This window comes from Mesorhizobium sp. WSM4845, from assembly GCF_055811455.1.
Window position 1 is genome coordinate 1 of record NZ_JBVVQA010000057.1, and the last position, 20,657, is coordinate 20,657.

The window sequence follows — 20,657 nt, forward strand, 5'->3', positions numbered from 1 at the left end:
AGATATGGCTGCCATTCCGTTTGCGACAGAATCACCGAGCCTCCATCATTCAGTTCCGCCAGTTCAGCGGAAGGCCGTCGCTTTCGCGCTCGCCGGAGCGCCTCGTTGAGTGCGACGCGGGCGAGCCAGGTAATTGAGCATGTTTTATCCTAGCGTTCAGAAACAAGCCAGTTCAGGCGCTATAGATTCCAGTAGGGCAGCCAACTCAGGTTCGTCGACCAGGAGGGCTGCTTGATCGGGCTTAAGCCAGGCCCGTCTTCGATACTTCCGCTCTTTCCGTTCATCCAGCTCCTGCTGCACGTGAAGCGGGTATACTTCAACGGTTACCGGGACAAATGTGTCCTTCAATCGCTTCCAATAATGGAAGCTGCCGACGGATTGCTCATGGAAAGTGCCCACTACTCCGGCTTCGTCACCAGCCTCATGAGCTGCAGCCTCGCGGTCTTGTCGACCCTTCATCGGCCACCCCTTGGGCAAGATGAAGCGGCCTGTTTGCCGAGACGTTAGCCGCAAGATTTCATCGTCTCCGTCTGCAGTGCGGCGATAAGGCAATGCGGCAACCTGTGCGATGGGCGTACCACGGCGCGCTCGCTTCTCCAGCTTCTTTTTCTTCAACCGGCCATCCATCTCGCTAAAACCTTAGCCCGTATTGTCGGTAGCGGGCTAGCTTTTGGCGATAGCCACAGCTGGGTTCTTGGACGACTCCGCCCCTGGCCGGGAGGTGTCCAATAAGCCGTCTTCAAAGCCCTGCGCGACGGCGCGCCCGATATGATCGCGGGCCGGTCCGTTTCGCCGGCAACCCGTATGCCGAGAGAGACGTATCAAACATGAGAGGCAGGCACTCCCATGCTGGTGGGAGGCGAAAATGCATCCACTTGTCATCGACGCGAAGCTTCAACTCGGGCAGTTTATCGCGAATCTGGCGTGCGTAGACCGGTCCACTTGTCCTTGACAGTGTCGTCCGGCCTGTATTTTGTCACCTGCAGGTTGAGACGCTTGGCCGAAAGGTGACCGATCGCCTGTAGGATGCCATAACTCGCCACCACCACGTCGTGTTCGGCTTTGGCCTGATTGATCTTGCCGGAGATGACTGCGGCCTGGGCGTTGAGAACGTCGAGCGTGGTGCGTCGGCCGACATCGCGCTCCTCGATGACGCCGTTCAAGGCAAGCTGCGTAGCGGCAGTCACCTGCCTGTTGGCGGCTACAGTTTGCCGGGCTGCGGTGTACGTGGTCCATGCTGCAATCACTTGCTGACGCACCAGATCGCGGCCGACATCGGTTTCGATCCGGGCCTGACCAAGCGATTCCTTGTTCCGTCGTACAAGCGCCGAACTGCGGCCACCCGAATACATCGGTATGGTCAATGTCGCGCCGATGCTGGCCGAATTGGTCGTGCCGTCCTGCTGGCTCGCTATAGGCGAGGTGTTGCGATAGGCGCTCGAGACGCCAGCGGAAGCGGAGAGTTGAGGCAGCAGCGCACCTTCGGCCGATTTCACCGAAAACGCTGCCGCGTCGACCAGATGCTGCGAGGCCAGGATGGCGGGGTGCTCGCTTGATGCAGTCACGATTGCCGCATCGAGACTCGGCGGCAACAGCTTCGATGGCGGCGAAGCGGCTCTGAGCCTCCCCGGCTCGTGGCCGACGAGCTGACGATAGGTCGCCGCACTCACTAGGAGCTGCTCACGGGCGCCGGCCAATTCCGCCACGGCAGACGCGCGCGAAGCGTCGGCTTGAGCGACGTCGGTACGCGTAACCTCGCCAACCTCGAAGCGCGAACGCGCAGCTCGCGCCTGCTCGGTCAGGAACCGCACGTTTTGCTGCGTCAGCACCGCTACCTGCCGGTCGCGAACGACGTTCATATACGCCTGGGCTGATTTGAACAGGATGTTCTCTTCGGTGTTGCGCATGCTTTCGACCGAAGCTCTGACCTGCGATTCGGCGGCGGCGACGTTGTTCCTAGTCTGAAAACCGTCGAACAGCGTCTGCTTAATCTTGACGCCATATTCGCCGGTCGTCTTTCGCGCGTTTTTATTGCTCCCGTTAACATGGCTGCTGGACTGACCGACGTTCGCGGAAACCTCGATCGTCGGGCGCCACCCTGACTTGGCGATGGCTACGCTCTCATCGGTAACGCGGACCTTGGCGCGGGACGAATTTAGAGAAGAATTGTTCTGGTATGCCTCCGATAGGGCTTCCAAAATGCTCTCGGCGGAGGCGGCGTTCGAAGATAGCGGTGCAGTCGCTACAATCCACAATGCCAGTCCCGCCAGTCTCTTACGTGATCGCAAATTCATTTCCCCATTCTGAACGCTGGATAATCCCGGCCGCACAGCAGCTACCAATCAACGCACGGGCCCCGCGTTGAACGCGCCCAGATTACTCGGGCCCGCAACTAGGACGCTGTGAGTACCTCATGCGCCTCCTGGGTGCGGATCGGCGCAGCCACGCTTCGGACCGCGGAAAGCTTTTTGCGAAGAGTGATAAATTGAACAAATAGATTGTTTGGATCGATGCATCCAAATGATGGATACAACTGCTCCCTGCCTGATAACCATTGGACCAGACATTCGCACGCAAAAAGGGCGGGCCCCGGATCAAGCTCATTCGATTGCGACCCCAGCGACCGTCATCTCGTTTCGAGATTGACAGCGGCACCTCGCCGGGCATCAGTTCGGGAGCGATTTGAGAGTTTCGACGTAGCGTTCGGAGATGGCGGCGTTCATCGGCGCGTTGATGATCAACGGTGCGACAAGACCGTGGCATCGCAGCCCAGCGATGAAGGTCTGCGTCTGCCATTGGCCGAATGGCGGCGCATGCGTCCTGAAGCGCTCGCCCTTCGCTACCCAGCCGGTGTCTTTGGTCAGCTTGGTATTGGTCGACGTCTCATCGAGGAAGATCAGGCGTGCTAAAACCTTGTTGGCGAAGGCAGCGTCTCCTTGCTGACCGCCAGCTGATGCCGTTCGATCAGCTTCTCGCGGGCAAGCGTCGGACCGAAGTCGATGTAGTGTTCGCGGATCAGCTCTAGCACGAAGTCGCGAACACCATCGACAATGCGATTGTTGGAACGCCGGCCACGCGCCTTGTGCCGGAGAGCCCCAGCGCCATCAGCCTGGAACGTCTTCAACAGCCGCTGGATCTGACGAACTGAAACGCCGAGCAAACTTGCCGCCGCAACGCTCGTCATTCGCCGCTCAACAATCTTCGACAAAACCTCGATACGCCGCAGCTCGCGTTCGCTCATCAGAACCAGTCCCAATCTGCAATCTCCCGCGCTCTCGAATGCGGGCAGATTGGCAAGGCAGGAGCGACATTCCTACTTTGCCAGATCCGGACATTTTAACTTAGCTGCTACAGGTCAAAGTCGCATAATTGGCACAGCGGAACGGCAGCTGAGCAGTTCCTGAACCGCCCGGCGCCTCAAGCGGCGATAATAATTCAGATGTTCGCAGATGGGTCGCTCCACTTCCCGACCGGCGAACACCAGCAAGGATATGCCCAGGATACCGCATGGTCTTCGGCGTATACGGCTAGGTGAAGAAACGCACTCTCACAATTAATGGCCAGCGACGGCCGTTCGGCAGCGGGCTTCGTCGCTGGCGAGGACGAGGGTGTCGGGTCTACGACGAAATGTCGGAGGTCGGACATGGAAGGCAGCTTACCATTTGGGTCGTTGAAAGCTTTATTCATTTGGCACGATTAGTGCAACGGATAAACCGCAAACGTTGCACGGAACCGATACGATGTGAGGGAAGCGTCATTCAGATGTTTGCGTTGACCGTCCCCTTAGTCTTCACCCAGTGGCAGCCGCGCAGGCGCTGGCGTCGCCGGCCAGCCCGATAGCTCATCGATCCAGTCGGCGGAGACAGTAGATAGAGTGGGAGAGACACCAGTATGAACTGCGAATGTGATAGGGTTGCTTGGGTAAGTGCCATCGCCTTGCTGTGGACGGCCACTGCTGCATCGGCGAACGAAGGCATGTGGATGCCGGCCCAGAGTGCAGAAGTCGGCGCGGCCATGCGCGCGGATGGGCTCCAGATCGATCCCGCGCAGCTGAGCCGTCTGGACGCTGCTCCGCTTAACGCGATCGTTTCACTGGGCGGATGCTCCGCCTCATTCGTCAGTCCGCAAGGACTGGTCGCCACAAACCATCACTGCGTGCTGGAATCCATCCAGTACAACAGCAAGGAGAGCCAAGACTATCTCACCAACGGGTTTCTGGCGAAGAGCCTGGGTGAAGAATTGCCTGCGGCGCCCGGCAGCCGCATCTATGTGATCGAGGATATGCGGGATGTGACCGCTGACATGCTCAAGGGCGTCTCGGACAAGCTGAACGGCTTTGCCCGCTATGAGCGGCTCGAAGCGAACCGCAAGGCGCTGATCGCCGCGTGTGAAGAACAGCCCAATCGCCGCTGCGACGTGATGCCCTATTATGGCGGCGCCTCCTACCATCTCCAGCAGAAGCTCGAAATTGAGGACGTGCGCCTCGTCTACGCGCCCGCGCCCGGCATCAGTAACTTCGGCGGCGAAACGGACAATTGGATGTGGCCGCGCCACACAGGCGATTTCGGCTTCTATCGCGCCTATGTCGCTCCTGATGGTTCCTCCCGGCCCTATGCGCGTGACAATGTGCCTTACCGGCCAAAGAGTTGGCTGCCCATGGCCCGTGAAGGCGTCCAAGAAGGCGATTTCGTGATGGTCGCCGGCTTTCCCGGCGCAACCCAGCGGTTCCTCACCGCCGATGAAGTCCGGTTCAACTTCGCCGACTACGAACCACTGTCCCAGCGTTTGCTCTCGGATTATGCCGCTCAGATCAACCAAGCCACGGCAGGCAATCGCGAAGCGCAGATCCGCTACGCCTCCATCCTACAAGGCGTGGAAAACTACAAGAAGAAGCTGGCGGGCGATCTAGCCGGCGCCGACGCGATCGGCCTCGACGCGCGCAAGGCTACCGAGGAGGAAGCTTTTCGCGCCTGGGTCGCTGAGTATCCCGTGCGGCAGACGCGCTTTGACGCCGCAATCCGCGAACTGGACGCGATGGTGGGCGAGAATAGCCGGGCTTCGCTGGCGAGGCTGCGCCAGGCGTTGCTCAATCGCGCGCAACTACTGTCATCGGCACGCACTCTCTATCGCTGGACAAAGGAGCACGAGAAGCCCGATGAAGACCGTGAAAGCGGCTTTCAGGATCGTGACCGTAAAGAAATCTCGGATCAGCTGACGCAGATCGAACGCCGCTATTTGCCAGACATCGATCGAAAGCTTTTCGAGGCCGCACTCGACGAATATCGCCGGCTGGACACAAAGGATCGCGATACTGCTTTCGAAAGCGCTTTGGGTCAAATTGGCCTTGACCGACTTTATGCAGACACCAAACTCGCAGACACGGCAATGCGGCTCGGCTGGCTTGACAAGCCCGCTGCTGCCTTCGAGGCGTCGGAGGACCCTTTCATTAAGCTGGCGCTCGCTCTTTACCCCGGCGACTTAGCTGCGGAGCACGCTGCGAAGGACCGCGCTGGACGCAGCCAGGCGGCTCGCGCCATCTACATGCACGGCCAGCGTGCCTATCGGCAGGCAATCGGCCGGCCGATGTATCCCGACGCGAATGGCTCGCTGCGCACCACTTGGGGCAAGGTGGCGGGGCGAACACGCGACGGGCAGATATGGATGCCCTTTACCACGGCGGAGGGACTTCTGGCCAAAGAAACGGGCAAGGGTGAGTTCGATGCTCCAGATGCGGCTATCGCAGCGATCCGAGCCAAGGATTATGGCCCCTATGTCGCGCCGGCGCTGGGCACGCTTCCAGTCGACTTCCTGTCCACCGCCGACATCACCAACGGCAATAGCGGCTCGGCCACGCTGAATGGGCGCGGCGAGTTCGTCGGCCTCGCCTTCGATGGCACGCTTGATGGAGTGATCTCCGATTGGGCATATGCCGCAGACCGCAATCGCAGCATCCATGTCGACAGTCGCTTCATGCTCTGGATCATGGACAAGATTGACGGCGCTGGCCGGTTGCTCAAGGAGATGGGAGTGCTGCCGGCGTCGCGCTCCTGAGCGGGGTAGTCTGGTGGTAGGGAAATGCAATTCGGGGACATTGACGTGAGCTTGCCACAGCGATCGTTGATCGTGCTCGAATCGGCCGGCGCTCCAATGCATGCGCAACATTCAAGGTTCGCCAGCGCCTGAGCCGTTGCCCAATACCGTTTCCCCCTTGGCATAAATTCAAATGACTTAATCTGTGCAGTCGCACCGATGCGCCTGAACATCGCACTTTCATCTTTTTTGCGTGTTTCGCAAACTCTGGACAGGGCTAAATTGCGGACGGCTGTTTCGCTAAGTCCACGCACTGCTTGCCGGCGTCTGTCCTCGGGAGAGCTGGCTTAATTTGTCTGAACAGTTTGGCGAGGACCGCGAAATGAAGGCAGCATAGGGAATGGAAGCGCCACGGGCGACGACTCGATAGAAGCGGTTCACCCGTTCGACCAGCGAAGTGACGTTCATTAATCGCACTACTCAGGGTCCGAGCTGAAGCCCTCCATCGAAGAGCGGTTTTTCTTGAGCATGGCCTCAAGAGACGTGTCGAGGTTATCGTGCAGGCGTTTAGGATGATCCCGCCGATGGTCTCAGGCACAGCTCGTATAGCGACCATGCCCTTCCGGCTGATTGAGCATTTCAAGAAAACGTTCCCGCTGCGGATCATCGAACTTCCGCTGCCGCTTCCCGCATTTACCGAGGCCCTCCAATGGCCCGCCTTTCACAACAGTGATGCGGCAAGCATCTGGATGCGAGAGATAGTGTTACAGGAGGCGTCTCGAATGACTTCTCCGCGGGACGCCAAAAGCCGTCTCAGGCACCCCTAATTTACTCCCGCGTCTCACGCCGCCATTCGCGTCAATAGCCCTTGTCGGACGAGATCGATACTCGCGGCAAGTGCGCCTGCGACGTCGTCCAGCGCGTGGGCTGCGTCGACAAACGGTGCGAAGGAGAAGGGGCCCTCATAACCGCCATCAAGCAGCGCCTGGATCTGGCTGCCATTGTCGGAACCTGCTAGGACGCGATCCGGGTAAATCCAGTGGATTGGATCGTTCACGCTTGAAATGTGCACGAGACCGGTCAGGTCGCAGGAGAAGAACGGCTCCCCGGCGAGCGTGTGATGAAACGTGTCGTGCACGAGGCGGAAGACGGACTGGCCATCAATGGCGGCAATGGCCTTAGCCGCTTCGTTCTTCGATCGAAGCGAGCAGGTCTGGAAGCCCAGCGGCTCGATGAGACCGATCAGGCCGCGCGACTGGAGGATCGGCTTGAGCGCCTTCAAGGCAAAGCGGAGATCGCCCCGGCGCTCGCCATTGGCGGGCCACGAGCCATCGTTAACCGGCACCAGCATGAGCGTCTTGGCGCCGCAGGCCGCCGCATAATCGGCGAGCTTGCTCGCTTCGGCCTTGCGGGCGGGTGTCCACTCATTGAAGCGCTGCAAGGCATTGATGGAAATAATCCCAACGCCTGCTTCGGCGGCGGCAGACCGGACGTCCGCCGCCGGCATGCCGCGTGCAATAGCATTGCTGCGCTGTTGGCTGCGGATCTGGACATCGGTCAGGCCCTGGTCACGGGCAAAAGCGAAAAGTGCCCTGACGTCGAGTCCGGACGTCGCCATGTGGTCGAGTGCAAAGCGGGGCGCTGCTTGGCGCATGGCTTGGCTTTCCTTCAATGTTCCGGGAAATCTTTCTTTGACGCTATTGCGACACTTGACTTAAGACAAACGATTAGATCAGATGTTTTTCATCTGAAAAGGAGATGGCTGATGAACAGCGCCGACCTCCGGTTTTTCCAGGCGGTTGTGAGAGCAAACAGCACGGATTGGAGCACAATGGCTGGCCAGGGTGCTCCGCTTGCGCGTGCCATGCGGCCAAACTCATTTCGAGGTCAGCACTGCTGCTCTTAAGACCGAGGTTCAACAATCAAATCGAGATCAGTAAGTGTGACTGTCGTCGAAGGTGACCCGCAGCAGCCGAGTGCCCCATCTGTGGGATGCCTCTCGTTTTGCCAAAACTTGGAGAGTCACACGATCTTCGCATGATGGGGTCGGAACAAGAACTGCTCAAAATCGTACGAGGCATTTATCAACCAAAGGCAGCTACGGTTGATTTGATGATGATTCCTCCACCCAGGCTTCGGCGCATCTGACGCCCCGTGGCGACGCGAAAAACGCTCAGTAGCTGTAGCGCCGGCGGCACGCGCGACCAGATGGTCCTCAAGACTTCTAGACCATGCCGGGTTTTCCGAACGGCGCTCCCGGATACCACGCGCTGTGACCATCGGAAGCCAACCTCGTGGAAAGGTCGGCATGCTGCTGGCTGATATGATGAAAGACGCCGGCGATGGTACGGCGGACGCGGGAGTTGAAGCCCTCTACCGAATTGACGTGGACGGCATCGCGAACATACTCACCACTGGAATGCTTCACGGTCTCCTGCTTGGCAAAGCTTCTCACCAATGGCCATGAATGCTTTCCACTCGTCGCTCATCAAATGAGCTCTCGACTCGATCTGCGCTTTAATGACGCGTCGCTTGCTCGCGCTGAGAGACCGGTCACGACCGCGGCACGCGCGTCACCGGCCGGAGCGCCGGTCGTGACGTCGGTCGGTCGCTGCACCATGGCCATAACCGGCGCCTATCGATACTGATGCCGCGCCCGGCCGTCATTTCCTTCAAATCGCGAAGGCTCAAGCCGTAGGCCAGATACCAGCGAACGCAAAGCAGAATGACGGACTGGTCGAAATGGCGGCCCTTGAACATCTGAACTCTCCGGCGAAACTACCAGAGGCCGTGCCATGCGCCTGGTTACCGAAGACTTTGCAACACAGCCTCGCGCACATCTTCTGCTGAAAACCCGCACGCAGACCCTCGATGGCTCCCTGCGGTCGACCTTCCGGCAAATGGTATCCCGGCATGGCGAACGACAATCACGAGAACGGCGAAATGGTCCGCGCGGCTTGACCGCCCCACAAATCCTCATGCTCCCCTCGTACGGGCGTGAAGCATCTCGAGCATCGCAGGCCCGGCGCGCTCGACGATGGCGACGCCGGCCAGCAATCCTGCGCGCAGTTACGGGGCAGGAGCGGGTTAGCCGCGGAAGGAAGCGGCTTCCATTGCGCATGGGGATATGGAACCAGTCGAGGACATGCTCGCTCGCCTGCGATCATTTCCGCGTGCGACGGGACTTCTTCCCAACTGCCGGTACGAAAGGTAATATCCTGATTGGGTGCTTCTTGGTCGAGAGTACGCCGTTGCAGTCCGCGATCATAGCCGCGCCGTCTTCAGCCAGCGAGCGGCCTACGATCAGCTCGAATTTTTCTTCCGGTCGTCACGGGGCGGATGTACTCGGGAACCGGGCAGGTTCACGCGGGCAGGCATCCTGCATGAAGGGTAACTGACAGGCGAGCGTTACCGCTTTCGCTAAGACGCCGCCAGTTCCGGCGGCATTGGCGGCCGAGCGAGCGCCGTTCGACGCCGCAAATTATTCGCCATTGGACTTTAGAAAGGCGACCGTCGCTAAGATCAGCTTGTCCACGGTCTTGGCACTCTGTTCAACGCCGAAACCATGATCAACGGGTTCAGCCCACAGTTCTTCCGGACCGTCGTGATAAGCCAGCAACGACTTGGCGAGAACGGGTTGGGGAAAGACGATGCTGTCGCGCGTGCCGACCGCGAGGAACAGCGGCCCCTTGTAGCGCGAGATTTCGCCGGCAGGCTGCACCGCGTATAGGCTCTCGAAGAAGCGGCCTTTCAAGGGAATTTCCTTCTCATCTCCGACGCGCTTGGCCGGATAGACTTTATCGCCCGCTGTCACAGCTTCCGCCATCTGCTTCTCGCCAAAAATGGAGATGAACGCTGCCGGAAGATTGATGCCGGGGTTCCAGAGCACGACAGACTTTAAAGGCGTTTTCGTCCGGCCGGCAACTGCTGTCGTGACCGCACCGCCCAGGCTCATTCCCATCAACGAAATACGTTTGCCGTCGACGCTGTCATTCGTCGATAGGAAGTCGAGCGCCGCTTGTGCGTCCGTTATCTCGGTTTCGACGGTCATGTCTTCGAATTTGCCGTCGCTCGCGCCGCTGCCGCGAAAATCGATCCGAAGCGAAGCGATGCCATTCTTTGCGAGCACCGGCGCGGCACGCCCGAACAGGCCTTCCTTCACCGCCTCCGAACTCCATTCGTTGCGGCTGCCGGTGAAACCGTGAAGCATCAGGATGACGGGAGGATTCGCGACATCATCCGGCGTGACCAACGTGCCTACGATTGACTGGCCTTCGACTTGGAACTTGATGGTGGCCTCCTTGGCTTGCGCCGAAACTAAAAAAGTTGTCATCAGCATTCCCAGTGACGCTGCAACGGTTCGGTGTAGCTGTTTCATAGCTGCTCTCTCCTTGTTGTTTGAATTTGCGCGGCCGGTCAAAGCTGATGGCGCGGCCGTATCGGACTGGCATTAGACATTGACGTGTCTCACCGCCGCGATGCCTAATTTCCGCGAAGTTCGCCGGTTATGAATTGCAAGGCCGAAGGACCAATCCGCGTCACCATTTTCTACGATACTGACCACAACATCTGCAGGGTCGATCGCACACACATCCAAAAGCCCTGTTGCAACGAAACGATAGAAGGCCTGTTTGTCGTCAGTTGACCGCGCTCGCGAGATCACCTCGATAATGATCAGCCTGTCACTGCGAAAAAGACCAAGACCGGTATCCTCCGCGCGCACATGCGATCTCTCGTGTTGGATCAGGATCTGATAGCGATCGGCTGGCGGTACATGGAAAGCCCTGACCACCGCCTCATGGATGCAGTCGAGGATCTTGTCCTGCTCCCCAGGCGATCGGCCCTTCAGAAGGTTAATTTTTATCAGCGGCATGAGTCGTCCTCGGAAATAGGAAGAGGGCGGGGACGCGCACTCGGCGTCCCGGTGAAGATTCAGATTGCCCTCGCAGGTAGGCCGGTTGGGGCAGCCTCGGGCTCCCCAGCCAGCGCGCAGGGGAACCAGAGAACATTTACGACTGCGCTCATGATCGCGATCGCAATGGGATAGGCCAGGCCCGCATAGATGTTGCCCGTGTAGGCAACCAGCGACAGGTTGATGAGGGGAACAAAGCCGCCAAACACGCCTGTTCCGATGTGATAGGGCAGCGAGAGCGAGGTGTAGCGCAATTTCGCCGGGAAGAGCTCGACGAGGAAAGCTGCCATAGGGCCATAGACCAATCCGACGAAAACGAGTTGGGCGACGATCAGCGCTGTTACCAAAACGAAGTTCTGGGCAGCGACGGCGGCGGCGATGCCCTGATAGATTGGAACATAGAACACGGCTGCCAGAATGAAACCGGTGACAATCAACTTGCGACGGCCGATCCGGTCGGACAAGGCGCCGAAGAAAACGATGAGGGGCGTTCCGATCACCAAAGCAGCAGCAAGGCAAATGTTCGCTGTCAGGAAGTCAAGCTTCAGCACGCTTTGCAAGAAATACAGTGCGTAGAACTGGCCTGTATACCAAACGCACCCCAGGCCGGCGGTCGCCCCGAACAGTGCAAAGGCTGCATACGCACGCCATCACCGGTGGCGAAACTCTCACGGATTGGGCTCTTTGCGGTCTTCCCGCCTTTGCGAAGCTCCTCGAAGACCGGGGATTCGCTCAGCTTGAGGCGCAGATAAAGGGACAGCACGATCAAAACCGATGATAGCAGGAACGGAATTCTCCAACCCCATTGCTTGAAGAGTTCTTCGCCGAGCGACAGCCGACACGTAAGCACGACGACAATCGCCAGAAAAAAGCCGACGGTTGCCGTTGTCTGGATAAAGCTCGTGAAGAACCCGCGCCGGTTCGCCGGTGCGTGTTCTGCAACGTAAACGGCGGCGCCGCCGTATTCGCCGCCTATCGCCAATCCCTGGATCAGCCGAAGGACCACAAGAGCGATCGGTGCGAAATATCCCGCGGTCTCAAAGGTTGGCAAGACGCCGACGAGCGCGGTCGCAATGCCCATCAGAAGGAGCGTCATCAAGAACGTGCTCTTGCGTCCGACGCGGTCGCCGATGCTGCCGAACAGCAGGGCTCCCAATGGGCGCACGAGGAAGCCTGTGGCAAAGGTTGCGACGCTGATCAGAACAGCTGCCGTCGGTTCATTGGCAGGGTAGAAGAGCGTTGAGAAGAAAATCGCCAGACTTCCGTAAAGATAGAAGTCGTACCATTCGATGACCGTGCCGGCGCTTGATGCTAGGACGACGGTCCAGATACCTGGTTTGCGGACGGAGTCGCCCCTTTCCTGTAGCTGTTGCATGCTGCAGTTCCCCTTTTATGTTTTGAAAGCAGTCGGCCCTCTCTTCAGGGCCGTGGTAAGTCAGCTCGCGATGCGCTGACCGAATGCGTAGACCCCAAGTCTTTCGCCTGCCTCGCGCACCGTTCGGCGAACGATGTCCTTCGCCGACGGCAGATCGTTGATGAGGCCCACCGCCTCACCGACAGTCACGTTGGCCGTGTCATAGTCGCCGGAGGCCCATGCCGCCTCGACCTTCGACAATTCTTCGGAATGCAGCGTGCGCAGCTCTTCTTCCCGCCCGTGCCACTTGTCGATGAAGCCGTTTTTGAGCAGTCGGCCGGTATAGCCAGCGGGCCAGGCCTTCTGACGGACGATATCGTAGACGGAAGTCCGGATTGTCTCGTCGCCAGAGGCCGCGACTACCTTGTCCTTGGCTGCCGGATGGATGAGCGACTCGCGCGTAGCCCAGAACCTGGTTCCCATCAGGACCCCGTCTGCTCCGAGCATCAGCGAAGCGGCCAGGCCCCTACCGTCGGCAATGCCGCCTGCCGCCACGACAATGACAGAAGGCGAAATCTTTGCCACCAGATCCACGACTGCGGGAACGAAGGGCATGGTTGACCGCGCGACCAGGCCATGGCCGCCGGCCTCAGTCCCCTGAACAATAAGAACGTCGGCGCCAACGTCGATTGCGCGCCGGGCATGTTCGAGTGTGTGGATCATGCAAATCAGCGGAACACCCGCCTGCTTGACCCGTGCCGCGAGCTTCGCCGGATCCGAAAACGAAAGCATCATCGCGGACGGACGCTCCGCAAGTGCGCGGTCAAACAGATCAAGGTCGGCTTCGACTACCCAGGCGATGAACCCGCAGCCAACGCGTTCATTGGTAATCAGCGACGACTCTGTTTCGTACCATTGACGATCAGCATATCCCCCACCCAACAGGCCCAGACCGCCGGCGTCGGCGACGGCGGACGCAAGCGCGCCACCCGCGGCCGGGGTCATCGGGGCAAGGATGATGGGATGCTCGATTTCGAAAAATTCTGTCAGACGCGTTCGTATCGTCATCAATACTTCTCCCAGCTTGAGGAAGTTCCCGGAAATTTTTCTTTGACGCTATTGCGACACTTGACTTAAGACAAACGATTAGATCAGATGTTTTTCATCTGAAAAGGAGATGGCCGATGAACAGCGCCGACCTCAGGTTTTTCCAGGCGGTGGTGAGAGCAAACAGTATCGGAGGGGCTGCCGGTGTGCTCAACACGGTGCAATCCAACGTCACCGCGAGAATAAAATCGCTTGAGGAGGAAATCGGTGCTCCGCTTTTTCATCGCTCCAGGCGAGGGGTTACACTGACAGCCACCGGCATTCAGCTCGTTCCCTATGCCGAGCGCGTCGGAGAGCTTCTGGACGAAGCCAAGCGCGTCGTCACAGACCGCGGTACGCCGTGCGGTTTACTCAGGATCGGCTCCATGGAGACCACTGCAGCGCTTCGCCTTCCGCCGATCCTGATCCGCTATGCTGCAGAATATCCAGAGGTCGACGTACTGGTGGAGGCTGCCCCGACGGAACAGCTCGTCAGCGAGGTCGTCGGACGCAAACTGGATGGCGCGTTCGTCTCCGGCCCCATCGCTCATCCCGAACTGAAGAGCCTATCGATCGTCGAAGAGGAGCTCGTTGTGATCTCCTCGCCGCGGTTTCGCGAGCTTTCGGATCTGAAGGCCTTGGCCGCATCGCCGGCTCTGAAGGTCCTCGCTTTTCGATCGGGCTGTTCCTATCGCCGGCGCATGGACATGTTCCTGGCGGCGTGTGGGGTAACGCATGTCCGCTGGATGGAACTCGGAACAATGGACGGGATCATCGGCTGCGTCGCCGCCGGGGTAGGGATGGCCATGCTACCTCGGGGGGTCGTTCAGGATGCGGCAGCCGACGGACTGGTCATCATACACCAGCTACCTGACAATCTGCGGTCGGCGCCGACTGTTTTTGTGACGCGGAGCGACGAGTATCTCTCCGCGGCACTTCAGGCTTTCATGGCGGTGGCGTCTGAGGCGCATTCACGGCCTCAGCCGGCAGGACCAGAGCCGGCCCGACAACTGCAGCGGGCTTAAGAAAGGTGGAGCAAAAACAAGGGGTCAGTCAGATCTATCTGACTCATCACCAGCATCTTTGCGATATCGCCCGGCGGGTTTGCCCCAATGCGCGCATACACGAGCTGGCCGTGCCGCTCGAGCCGGAATGCCGAGTTGCGTGACACGTCGAAGCCCCAGAGCTGCCCTATCAAGGCCGGCCGGGCCGGCGACCAGCACCCGGCAGCCGGGCAGCGCGCCAAAAGGACCCCGCCCGTCATATGAACTGCATCCCTCATAGTGCGTCGCAACATTTTGATGCTGCACTGCGGAACTTTGCGGTAAAGCGGGAGTTCTCTGTGCTTCTAGCAAGCGAGGGCTCGATGAGGCGCTACAAGATTCTGCCGTCGGAACCAGGGCTGTGGTCTGTGATCGATAGCCTGACAGGGCTTCCCGCCGAGAGATACGGTCGGCCGCTCACCGGGCTGACCCGGTACGAAGCCGAAGAGGCTGCCTTTAACCTCAGCGAGAGCACTCCGCCATGGATGGCCTTGGTCAGACGTCGCAGACCTTAATCAAGGCTGCCGAATCCACGGATGGTCGAACGCGATGCGCCTCCCACTCCATCACACTCTTTCGCGTAACCTCTCACCTCTTCCTTCTGGATGCGTGCGTCATGGCAGGGGGCGCATGTGCTCCCCAGTTCGCCCTGGCATAAGAGCCGGACCGTCGCGGTGCGCCACCAGATGGTTGGCGACCGTGGCCGGAACCGTCGCCCGTTCTCTTGCCGATGAAGTGCGGGGTGCCCGACACCGAAATGGCGCGCGAGCCTTCTGCCGATCTTGACACGGGCGATCGACTGGAACCTCATCGAGCAGCAGTATGACGAGTTGATCAAATATGCGGCGGCCCTGCAGCACCGCACGGCCGATGCGGAATCGATCCTGCGCCGCTTTGCGCGGGCGAGCGTGCAGCGCCCAAGCTACAGGGCGCTGGCCCAACTCGGCAAGGCAATCAAGACCATTTTTCTCACCGCTATCTCGGCTCGGAAGCCTTCCGGCGCGAAATCCACGAAGTGTCGCTTGGCAGTTAATAGTGAGAACGCAGTCGTTCAGTCAGGTTTGGCAGTTTATTGCGAGAATGGCGTAGCTCGGATTCTTCATTTTAACTGCAATCGCATCAGTGCAGTGGTGCTGAACTCCCTGGCGAGGCGACCGGCATCTTCGTGCTGGAGGAGAATATCGGACCGGTGCGTTGCGCGGTGAGCAAGCACGACGGCCCGACCTTCGATGAGTTCGATCTGGCGAAACTGCCGCTCTTTCGCAACGTGGTCGATCTTCAGCGACAGCCTAGCGACCCCGGCTTCTAAACGCCGTCATGGAGTAGCTCCTGCACTCGTTCGACCGAAATGTCCGATTCAAAGATCAGGTCGTGAGGGAATGTCCTCCCCGCAGATGATCGGCAGTCGCTCGATCGCGCGACGCGCGGGATCGGCTTCTTCCGTGAACCCGCAGGTCGATATCAGAAAAAGGTTGCGGCGGTTACCGCGAACTCATGGCTGGCGCAGCAAGCGCTCTTTTCAGCAAGCGCCCTGGTCGGGAGCCGGTGAGGATGAAATTCGGCTCGGGTGCGACGATTACATGCTCGAGGTTCCATCCGGTCTTCCCGAGCATGTCTATAGCGACTTTTTTGTGTCCGAAACTGAACAAGAGTGTCGGAGCCCCACCCGCTGGCCGTTACAGCCAGGCACCGGCTGGCGAGCAAGCGGTGGAACGAAACGGAGCGCAAATCCGGCACGGAAATTGCGCTGATCTCGTAAGTGAGACGTCGGCAGGGCGTCGTGGAGGACCGAGAAATCAACCAGGAGCGTGCTCGATGCCCGCAATGAGACGGCCAGAACAGGACGATGAACCCAGCCACACCTGGGGAGCTGGACCGCTATAGCCAGCCGCGGCGCCTCCTCATAGATCGCGCCTCCTTCAGCCAAGCCGTCCACCAGCACTACGAGGGCCACCCTATGCAGCTCTCGAACGTGGCCACAGCGCGCATGTTCATTCAAGTGCGCCCCTCAGCCTTGCGTGGTCCGCTCGAAGCGCGCCGGGAACGCATTGTGTGTAGACGAGGAACGTGCGCTTGGCAGTTAAGGGGGCGCGCGCTCTCGCACTCCTCCGATGCGCCCACCCATTCTTCTGATCAGCCGGTTTGACCCGCCATGTCGCCTTCGCATTTCATCTATCGCCCCTTTGAGACGCTTATCCGCCCGCTGGATATCCCCTACGCGCCTTTGCCGGCAACAGGTCCGTTTGCGCTGCTTCTGCATTTCGCACGCATGTTCCGTGGCGTGCTGGCGGCCATCGCCGTCTTCATGATGGCGGTCGAGGGAATCAACCTCGCGGTGATATGGGGCATGTATATCATTGTGGACGGGGTGAGCACGAACGGTGCGGCGGTTTTCCTTGAGGAAGCTTGGCCTATGCTCACGTTCCTCGGCCTGCTGATGTTCCCCGTGCAACCGCTGCTGATGTTCATCGCCAAGACATTGGGTTCCCAGGCAGTGTCCGTATGCATGCCCGCGGCTATGCAATGGCATGGCTACAAGGCGGTCGAACGTCAGGACCTTGCATTCTTCCACGATCTCTTCGCCGGCCAGGTGGCGTCGCGCATTTCGCAACTCGCCGCCGCCGTGCAGCAGCAGATCGTCGTAGCGTCTTCCAGCATACCGTATTTTCTCGTGCAGTTTCTCGGTTCGCTTTCGCTGCTTGCCACGCTGTCCTGGCCGCTGGCGCTTCCGGTCTTTTTTTGGATCGTGGCGAACGTCACAGTCGCGGTTGTGGCAGTGCCATATTTTGCCGTGCGGTCCCGCCACTCTGCCCGCGCGCGCAGCCTCGTCGTCGGCTCCATGACCGACCTCTACAGCAACATCCACGTGGTCAAGCTGTTTGCGGCCGAAGACAGCGAGGCGGACGCAATGCGCACCATCATGGGAGATGCCATTGAGACGCAACAGCTTGAACGGCGCATCCACTTAACAAGCGATACCAGCGTCGTCCTGCTGAACGTACTTCTTTCGCTGACCAACATCGCCGTCGGGCTCTGGGGACTCGTGGCCGGTTTTGTCACCACCGGCCAATTTGTTGCTTCAATCGCACTCGTTCAGCGGCTCAACGCCAACTCCCTGGCCTTTCTCCAGCTAGGACAGCAGATATTCCAGGCTGTGGGCACGATACGCGACGCGATGCCGGTCATCACCACGCCTTCAACGGTAACCGATGTCTCCGGAGCCAGGCCGCTGGCCGTTGTCGCCGGCGCGGTCGAGTTCAGAGATATCCGGTTCGAATACCGGCAAGGAAAAGGGGTAATCGAGAATCTATCGCTCAGGGTCCGCGCCGGCGAGAAGGTCGGGCTCGTCGGCATGTCGGGGTCCGGCAAGTCAACGCTTGTCAGCCTGCTTCTGCGGTTCTTCGACGTAAACGATGGCGCAATCGTAGTCGACGGCCAGGATATCCGTTCGGTGACGCAGGCAAGCCTGCGTCAGAATATCGGGGTCGTGACCCAGGATGTCTCGTTGCTCCATCGCTCTGTCGGGGACAATATCCGTTACGGCCGGCCGGATGCCTCGCCGGAGGAGGTCGAACGCGCCGCAATGCTGGCCGATGCGGACGGTTTCGTGGCCGATCTCAAGGACAGCGAAAACCGCACCGGCTACGATGCTTTCGTCGGTGACCGCGGGGTGAAGCTTTCTGGCGGCCAGCGTCAGCGGGTCGCCATCGCTCGGGTGCTGCTTAAGGACGCGCCAATCCTCCTTCTAGACGAGGCGACTTCTGCCCTGGACAGTGAAGCCGAGGCGGCGGTCCAAGAAAAACTCGAGCTTATAATGGAGGGCAAGACGGTGATCGCCATTGCCCATCGCCTGTCGACGATTGCCAGCATGGACAGGATCGTCGTGCTCGACAAAGGGCGCATCGTTGAGGAGGGCTCCCCCTCGGAGCTACTCAAACACGACGGCCTGTATGCCCGCCTGTGGCGGCGGCAGACCGGCGGCCACATTGCCGACAGTTCCGAGGAGAGATAGGCCGACTGGAAGGTCGTTCGTCACGGCTCCGCGCTGCTTGCAATGCTTGGCTGTTGTCGTAGAGAGCGGGCATGTTGGCGTTAGACAAATCTCGGCTTTCGCCGCCTCCGTCGCAAATGTGTGGGAATGGGCGACGAGATTGCCACAAGAGCTCTTCGGTTCTATCGCGAGAAGCTGACCGCCCGCGGCCGTGCCGATGCTGGTACCGCCGAGTCTTAAGCAGTGGTGATCGCTCGACTTCGTCTCCGACCGTTCCACATCCTCACTGTCGTCGACGATTGGACGCGGGACACAAAGTCGCTGCTGAGGCGGTGCCCGAACGTGCAAGGACACAGAGGCTTACGATACGAGGGGTGAGCCGAGTCGAAAAAGCATTGGAAACTCCGTCTGGTGCAATCCGGACCGGGTCACAAGGCGTGGTACAAGAGTTGGGTGACGCAACACCGCTGGTTAATTGCGCCGGTGCTATCGCGGCCTCTGGTCCGCAACGGCGCAGGCAACACGCCGAGGAGCAGGGGCGCATGGCAGATTGCCCCAACCGGCTCGACGTCGCCATGCTCGACGAGCTTCGGGAATTGGGGTCAGCGAACGCATGACCGGCAGGGCCGGGGGGTGGCTCGTTTGCCGACGCCACTGCAATTGGCCCCGCAACGAGGTCGCGAGCCGGAATTGAACAAGGCCGTTCGTCCTAAAACTGATCCAGCTCAAGGCAGCCCACCGCTACCCATGTAGAACGGGCAACGAGCGCGGTGCGCACCAGACAAAGGGCAACGACCAAAGCCGTCCTCGACATCGCATCGGAGTTCAACGTCTTTGCACCAATGCCCAGGAATGGTCGACGCGACAAACAACTCCCCGCGTACAGGCGCTGAGAGCCGCCGACGTTTAACGGAAAATCACAAACGGGCTATCCCGATCCCTGGGGGGCCAAGGAGGCCGCCCCATGAATCGCTGCACATCATCAGTTGCAATTCTTGCTTTCGCCACCGTCTGCACATTGTCTGCCGTCGCTACGGCGGCGGATCGGACCATCTATGCAGCGCCCGACAAGAGCCTCGTGTTTCTTAGTGGCGTCGGCTACACGTGGCTCAAGGCCAACGAGCTTGTCTAAGCCAGGGGCAGATCACAATGGGCACGAACAATCCGGCGCTTTCGCCCGAGGACGTCGAACGCTTCGGGCCTGATCCCCTTACCAGCTTCCGCACCAATCTGGCGTCGGTTGAAGAGCGCATCACGCTTGCTTGCGCGCGGGCCGGGCGCGACCGTGCCTCCGTGCGGTTGCTGCCGATCACCAAGACGGTGCCGGCCCATATCCTGCGATATGCCTTCGACGTCGGCATCAGCACCTTCGGCGAGAACAAGATCCAGGAGGCAATGACAAAGAGCGAGGCGCTTCACGATCTCGCCATCGACTGGAGCATCGTCGGACATCTGCAGACCAACAAGGCCAAATATCTGACCCGCTTCGCGCGTGAGTTTCATGCGCTCGACAGCCTGCGGCTCGCCGACCTTCTGAACACGAGGCTGGACCGCGAAGATCGCTTCCTCGACTTCTATGTGCAGGTCAACACGTCTGGCGAGGACAGCAAGTTCGGCCTCCATCCGAACGCACTGCTGCCCTTCGTGGAGACCCTCGATCAGTTTCCCCGTCTCCGGCCATGCGGGTTGATGACACTTGCGCTGTTTTCCTCCGACATGGCCAAGGTGCGGCCTTGCTTCATTCTGCTGCGCCGGCTGCGGGACAAAGCCGTGAAGCACGACGCCGCGCTCACCGGGCTCTCCATGGGTATGACCGGAGACTTCGAGGAAGCCATCGAGGAAGGCGCCACTGTCGTGCGCGTCGGTCAGGCCATCTTCGGCAAGCGGCCGACGCCTGACGGCCACTACTGGCCGGGTTTCGTCCCCACCGATCGAGGAATTGAACCATGATTTTTCGCGAACGGCCTGTCTGCTTTTCCGATCACCCCCGCCGATCGTTCCGGCCGAGTCGACGTTGACGCGCTACGGAAACTGGTCAGCCGGCTGATCACGGCTGAGGTCGATTCCATCAGCCTGCTCGGCAGCACCGGCATATGTTGCGGAGATGGGCGCAGCGGCGAAGCTGCCAATCTCCCTCCTTGCGGGGGAGATGGCCGGCAGGCCAGGGCGAAACATTCCAGATACGCTGTTGAAGCATATCTCGCCGCTGAGTTGGGAACATATCAACCTGACAGGCATCTA

13 protein-coding genes and 8 pseudogenes are annotated in these 20,657 nt (G+C 59.8%); 10 read left to right on the top strand and 11 right to left on the bottom strand.

Features of this window, described 5'->3' with window-relative positions; translation table 11 throughout:
* Positions 1–156: 156 nt before the first annotated feature.
* The 3 genes and pseudogenes from AC0L2C_RS33310 to AC0L2C_RS33320 all read right to left on the bottom strand — a co-directional run.
* Positions 157–615 carry an NUDIX hydrolase gene (locus tag AC0L2C_RS33310; RefSeq protein WP_473525435.1) on the bottom strand — a complete coding sequence of 153 codons (459 nt, stop codon included), beginning with the start codon at positions 613–615 and terminating at the stop codon, positions 157–159.
* Positions 616–908: 293 nt separating this feature from the next.
* Entirely contained in the window at positions 909–2,294 is a 1,386-nt protein-coding gene (locus AC0L2C_RS33315; protein WP_473498201.1) for a TolC family outer membrane protein, read from the bottom strand.
* Positions 2,295–2,920: 626 nt separating this feature from the next.
* Positions 2,921–3,256: pseudogene (locus tag AC0L2C_RS33320) on the bottom strand (helix-turn-helix domain-containing protein); the annotation flags it as partial.
* A 719-nt stretch (positions 3,257–3,975) separates the two neighbouring features.
* Here AC0L2C_RS33320 and AC0L2C_RS33325 point away from each other — a divergent pair.
* Both AC0L2C_RS33325 and AC0L2C_RS33330 read left to right on the top strand, forming a co-directional pair.
* The gene (locus AC0L2C_RS33325; RefSeq protein ID WP_473525436.1) at positions 3,976–6,051 is read left to right on the top strand and encodes a S46 family peptidase; all 2,076 of its coding nucleotides are present in this window, start codon (positions 3,976–3,978) and stop codon (positions 6,049–6,051) included.
* A 462-nt stretch (positions 6,052–6,513) separates the two neighbouring features.
* A pseudogene (locus AC0L2C_RS33330) lies at positions 6,514–6,857 on the top strand (type 2 periplasmic-binding domain-containing protein); the annotation flags it as partial.
* Between the two features lie 14 nt (positions 6,858–6,871).
* On the opposite strand, the gene AC0L2C_RS33335 reads toward AC0L2C_RS33330, so the two are convergent.
* The 8 genes and pseudogenes from AC0L2C_RS33335 to AC0L2C_RS33370 form a co-directional block, all read right to left on the bottom strand.
* Positions 6,872–7,684, bottom strand: a complete 813-nt coding sequence (locus AC0L2C_RS33335) for a TIM barrel protein (protein WP_473525437.1) — start codon at positions 7,682–7,684, stop codon at positions 6,872–6,874.
* Between the two features lie 430 nt (positions 7,685–8,114).
* Positions 8,115–8,662: pseudogene (locus tag AC0L2C_RS33340) on the bottom strand (transposase); the annotation flags it as partial.
* A pseudogene (locus tag AC0L2C_RS33345) lies at positions 8,647–8,790 on the bottom strand (IS6 family transposase); the annotation flags it as partial. The pseudogenes AC0L2C_RS33340 and AC0L2C_RS33345, both read right to left, overlap by 16 nt.
* Before the next feature lie 721 nt (positions 8,791–9,511).
* Positions 9,512–10,408, bottom strand: coding sequence for an alpha/beta hydrolase family protein (locus AC0L2C_RS33350; protein WP_473525438.1), 897 nt, complete (start codon positions 10,406–10,408; stop codon positions 9,512–9,514).
* A gap of 72 nt (positions 10,409–10,480) precedes the next feature.
* The gene (locus AC0L2C_RS33355; protein ID WP_473498196.1) at positions 10,481–10,903 is read right to left on the bottom strand and encodes a tautomerase family protein; all 423 of its coding nucleotides are present in this window, start codon (positions 10,901–10,903) and stop codon (positions 10,481–10,483) included.
* A 59-nt stretch (positions 10,904–10,962) separates the two neighbouring features.
* Positions 10,963–11,493 (bottom strand): MFS transporter, encoded by a 531-nt coding sequence (locus tag AC0L2C_RS33360; protein ID WP_473525445.1) that lies wholly within the window; start codon positions 11,491–11,493, stop codon positions 10,963–10,965.
* On the bottom strand, positions 11,487–12,317 hold the full coding sequence (locus tag AC0L2C_RS33365) for an MFS transporter (RefSeq protein WP_473525439.1): 831 nt from the start codon (positions 12,315–12,317) through the stop codon (positions 11,487–11,489). The genes AC0L2C_RS33360 and AC0L2C_RS33365 overlap by 7 nt, the downstream gene beginning before the upstream one ends.
* Before the next feature lie 60 nt (positions 12,318–12,377).
* On the bottom strand, positions 12,378–13,364 hold the full coding sequence (locus AC0L2C_RS33370) for an NAD(P)H-dependent flavin oxidoreductase (protein ID WP_473525440.1): 987 nt from the start codon (positions 13,362–13,364) through the stop codon (positions 12,378–12,380).
* Between the two features lie 116 nt (positions 13,365–13,480).
* Here AC0L2C_RS33370 and AC0L2C_RS33375 point away from each other — a divergent pair, with 116 nt between their 5' ends.
* The 8 genes and pseudogenes from AC0L2C_RS33375 to AC0L2C_RS33410 all read left to right on the top strand — a co-directional run.
* Complete coding sequence (locus AC0L2C_RS33375; protein ID WP_473525441.1) at positions 13,481–14,407, top strand: LysR family transcriptional regulator; 927 nt, start codon at positions 13,481–13,483, stop codon at positions 14,405–14,407.
* A 788-nt stretch (positions 14,408–15,195) separates the two neighbouring features.
* A pseudogene (locus tag AC0L2C_RS33380) lies at positions 15,196–15,437 on the top strand (Tn3 family transposase); the annotation flags it as partial.
* 132 nt (positions 15,438–15,569) lie between these two features.
* Positions 15,570–15,680 (top strand): annotated as a pseudogene (locus tag AC0L2C_RS33385) (phenazine biosynthesis protein PhzF); the annotation flags it as partial.
* A gap of 897 nt (positions 15,681–16,577) precedes the next feature.
* Positions 16,578–18,437 (top strand): ABC transporter ATP-binding protein, encoded by a 1,860-nt coding sequence (locus AC0L2C_RS33390; RefSeq protein ID WP_473525442.1) that lies wholly within the window; start codon positions 16,578–16,580, stop codon positions 18,435–18,437.
* A 943-nt stretch (positions 18,438–19,380) separates the two neighbouring features.
* Positions 19,381–19,548 carry a hypothetical protein gene (locus tag AC0L2C_RS33395; protein WP_473525443.1) on the top strand — a complete coding sequence of 56 codons (168 nt, stop codon included), beginning with the start codon at positions 19,381–19,383 and terminating at the stop codon, positions 19,546–19,548.
* A 17-nt stretch (positions 19,549–19,565) separates the two neighbouring features.
* Positions 19,566–20,366 (top strand): YggS family pyridoxal phosphate-dependent enzyme, encoded by an 801-nt coding sequence (locus AC0L2C_RS33400; RefSeq protein ID WP_473525444.1) that lies wholly within the window; start codon positions 19,566–19,568, stop codon positions 20,364–20,366.
* A 15-nt stretch (positions 20,367–20,381) separates the two neighbouring features.
* Positions 20,382–20,507 (top strand): annotated as a pseudogene (locus tag AC0L2C_RS33405) (dihydrodipicolinate synthase family protein); the annotation flags it as partial.
* A gap of 73 nt (positions 20,508–20,580) precedes the next feature.
* A pseudogene (locus AC0L2C_RS33410) lies at positions 20,581–20,657 on the top strand (Tn3 family transposase); the annotation flags it as partial.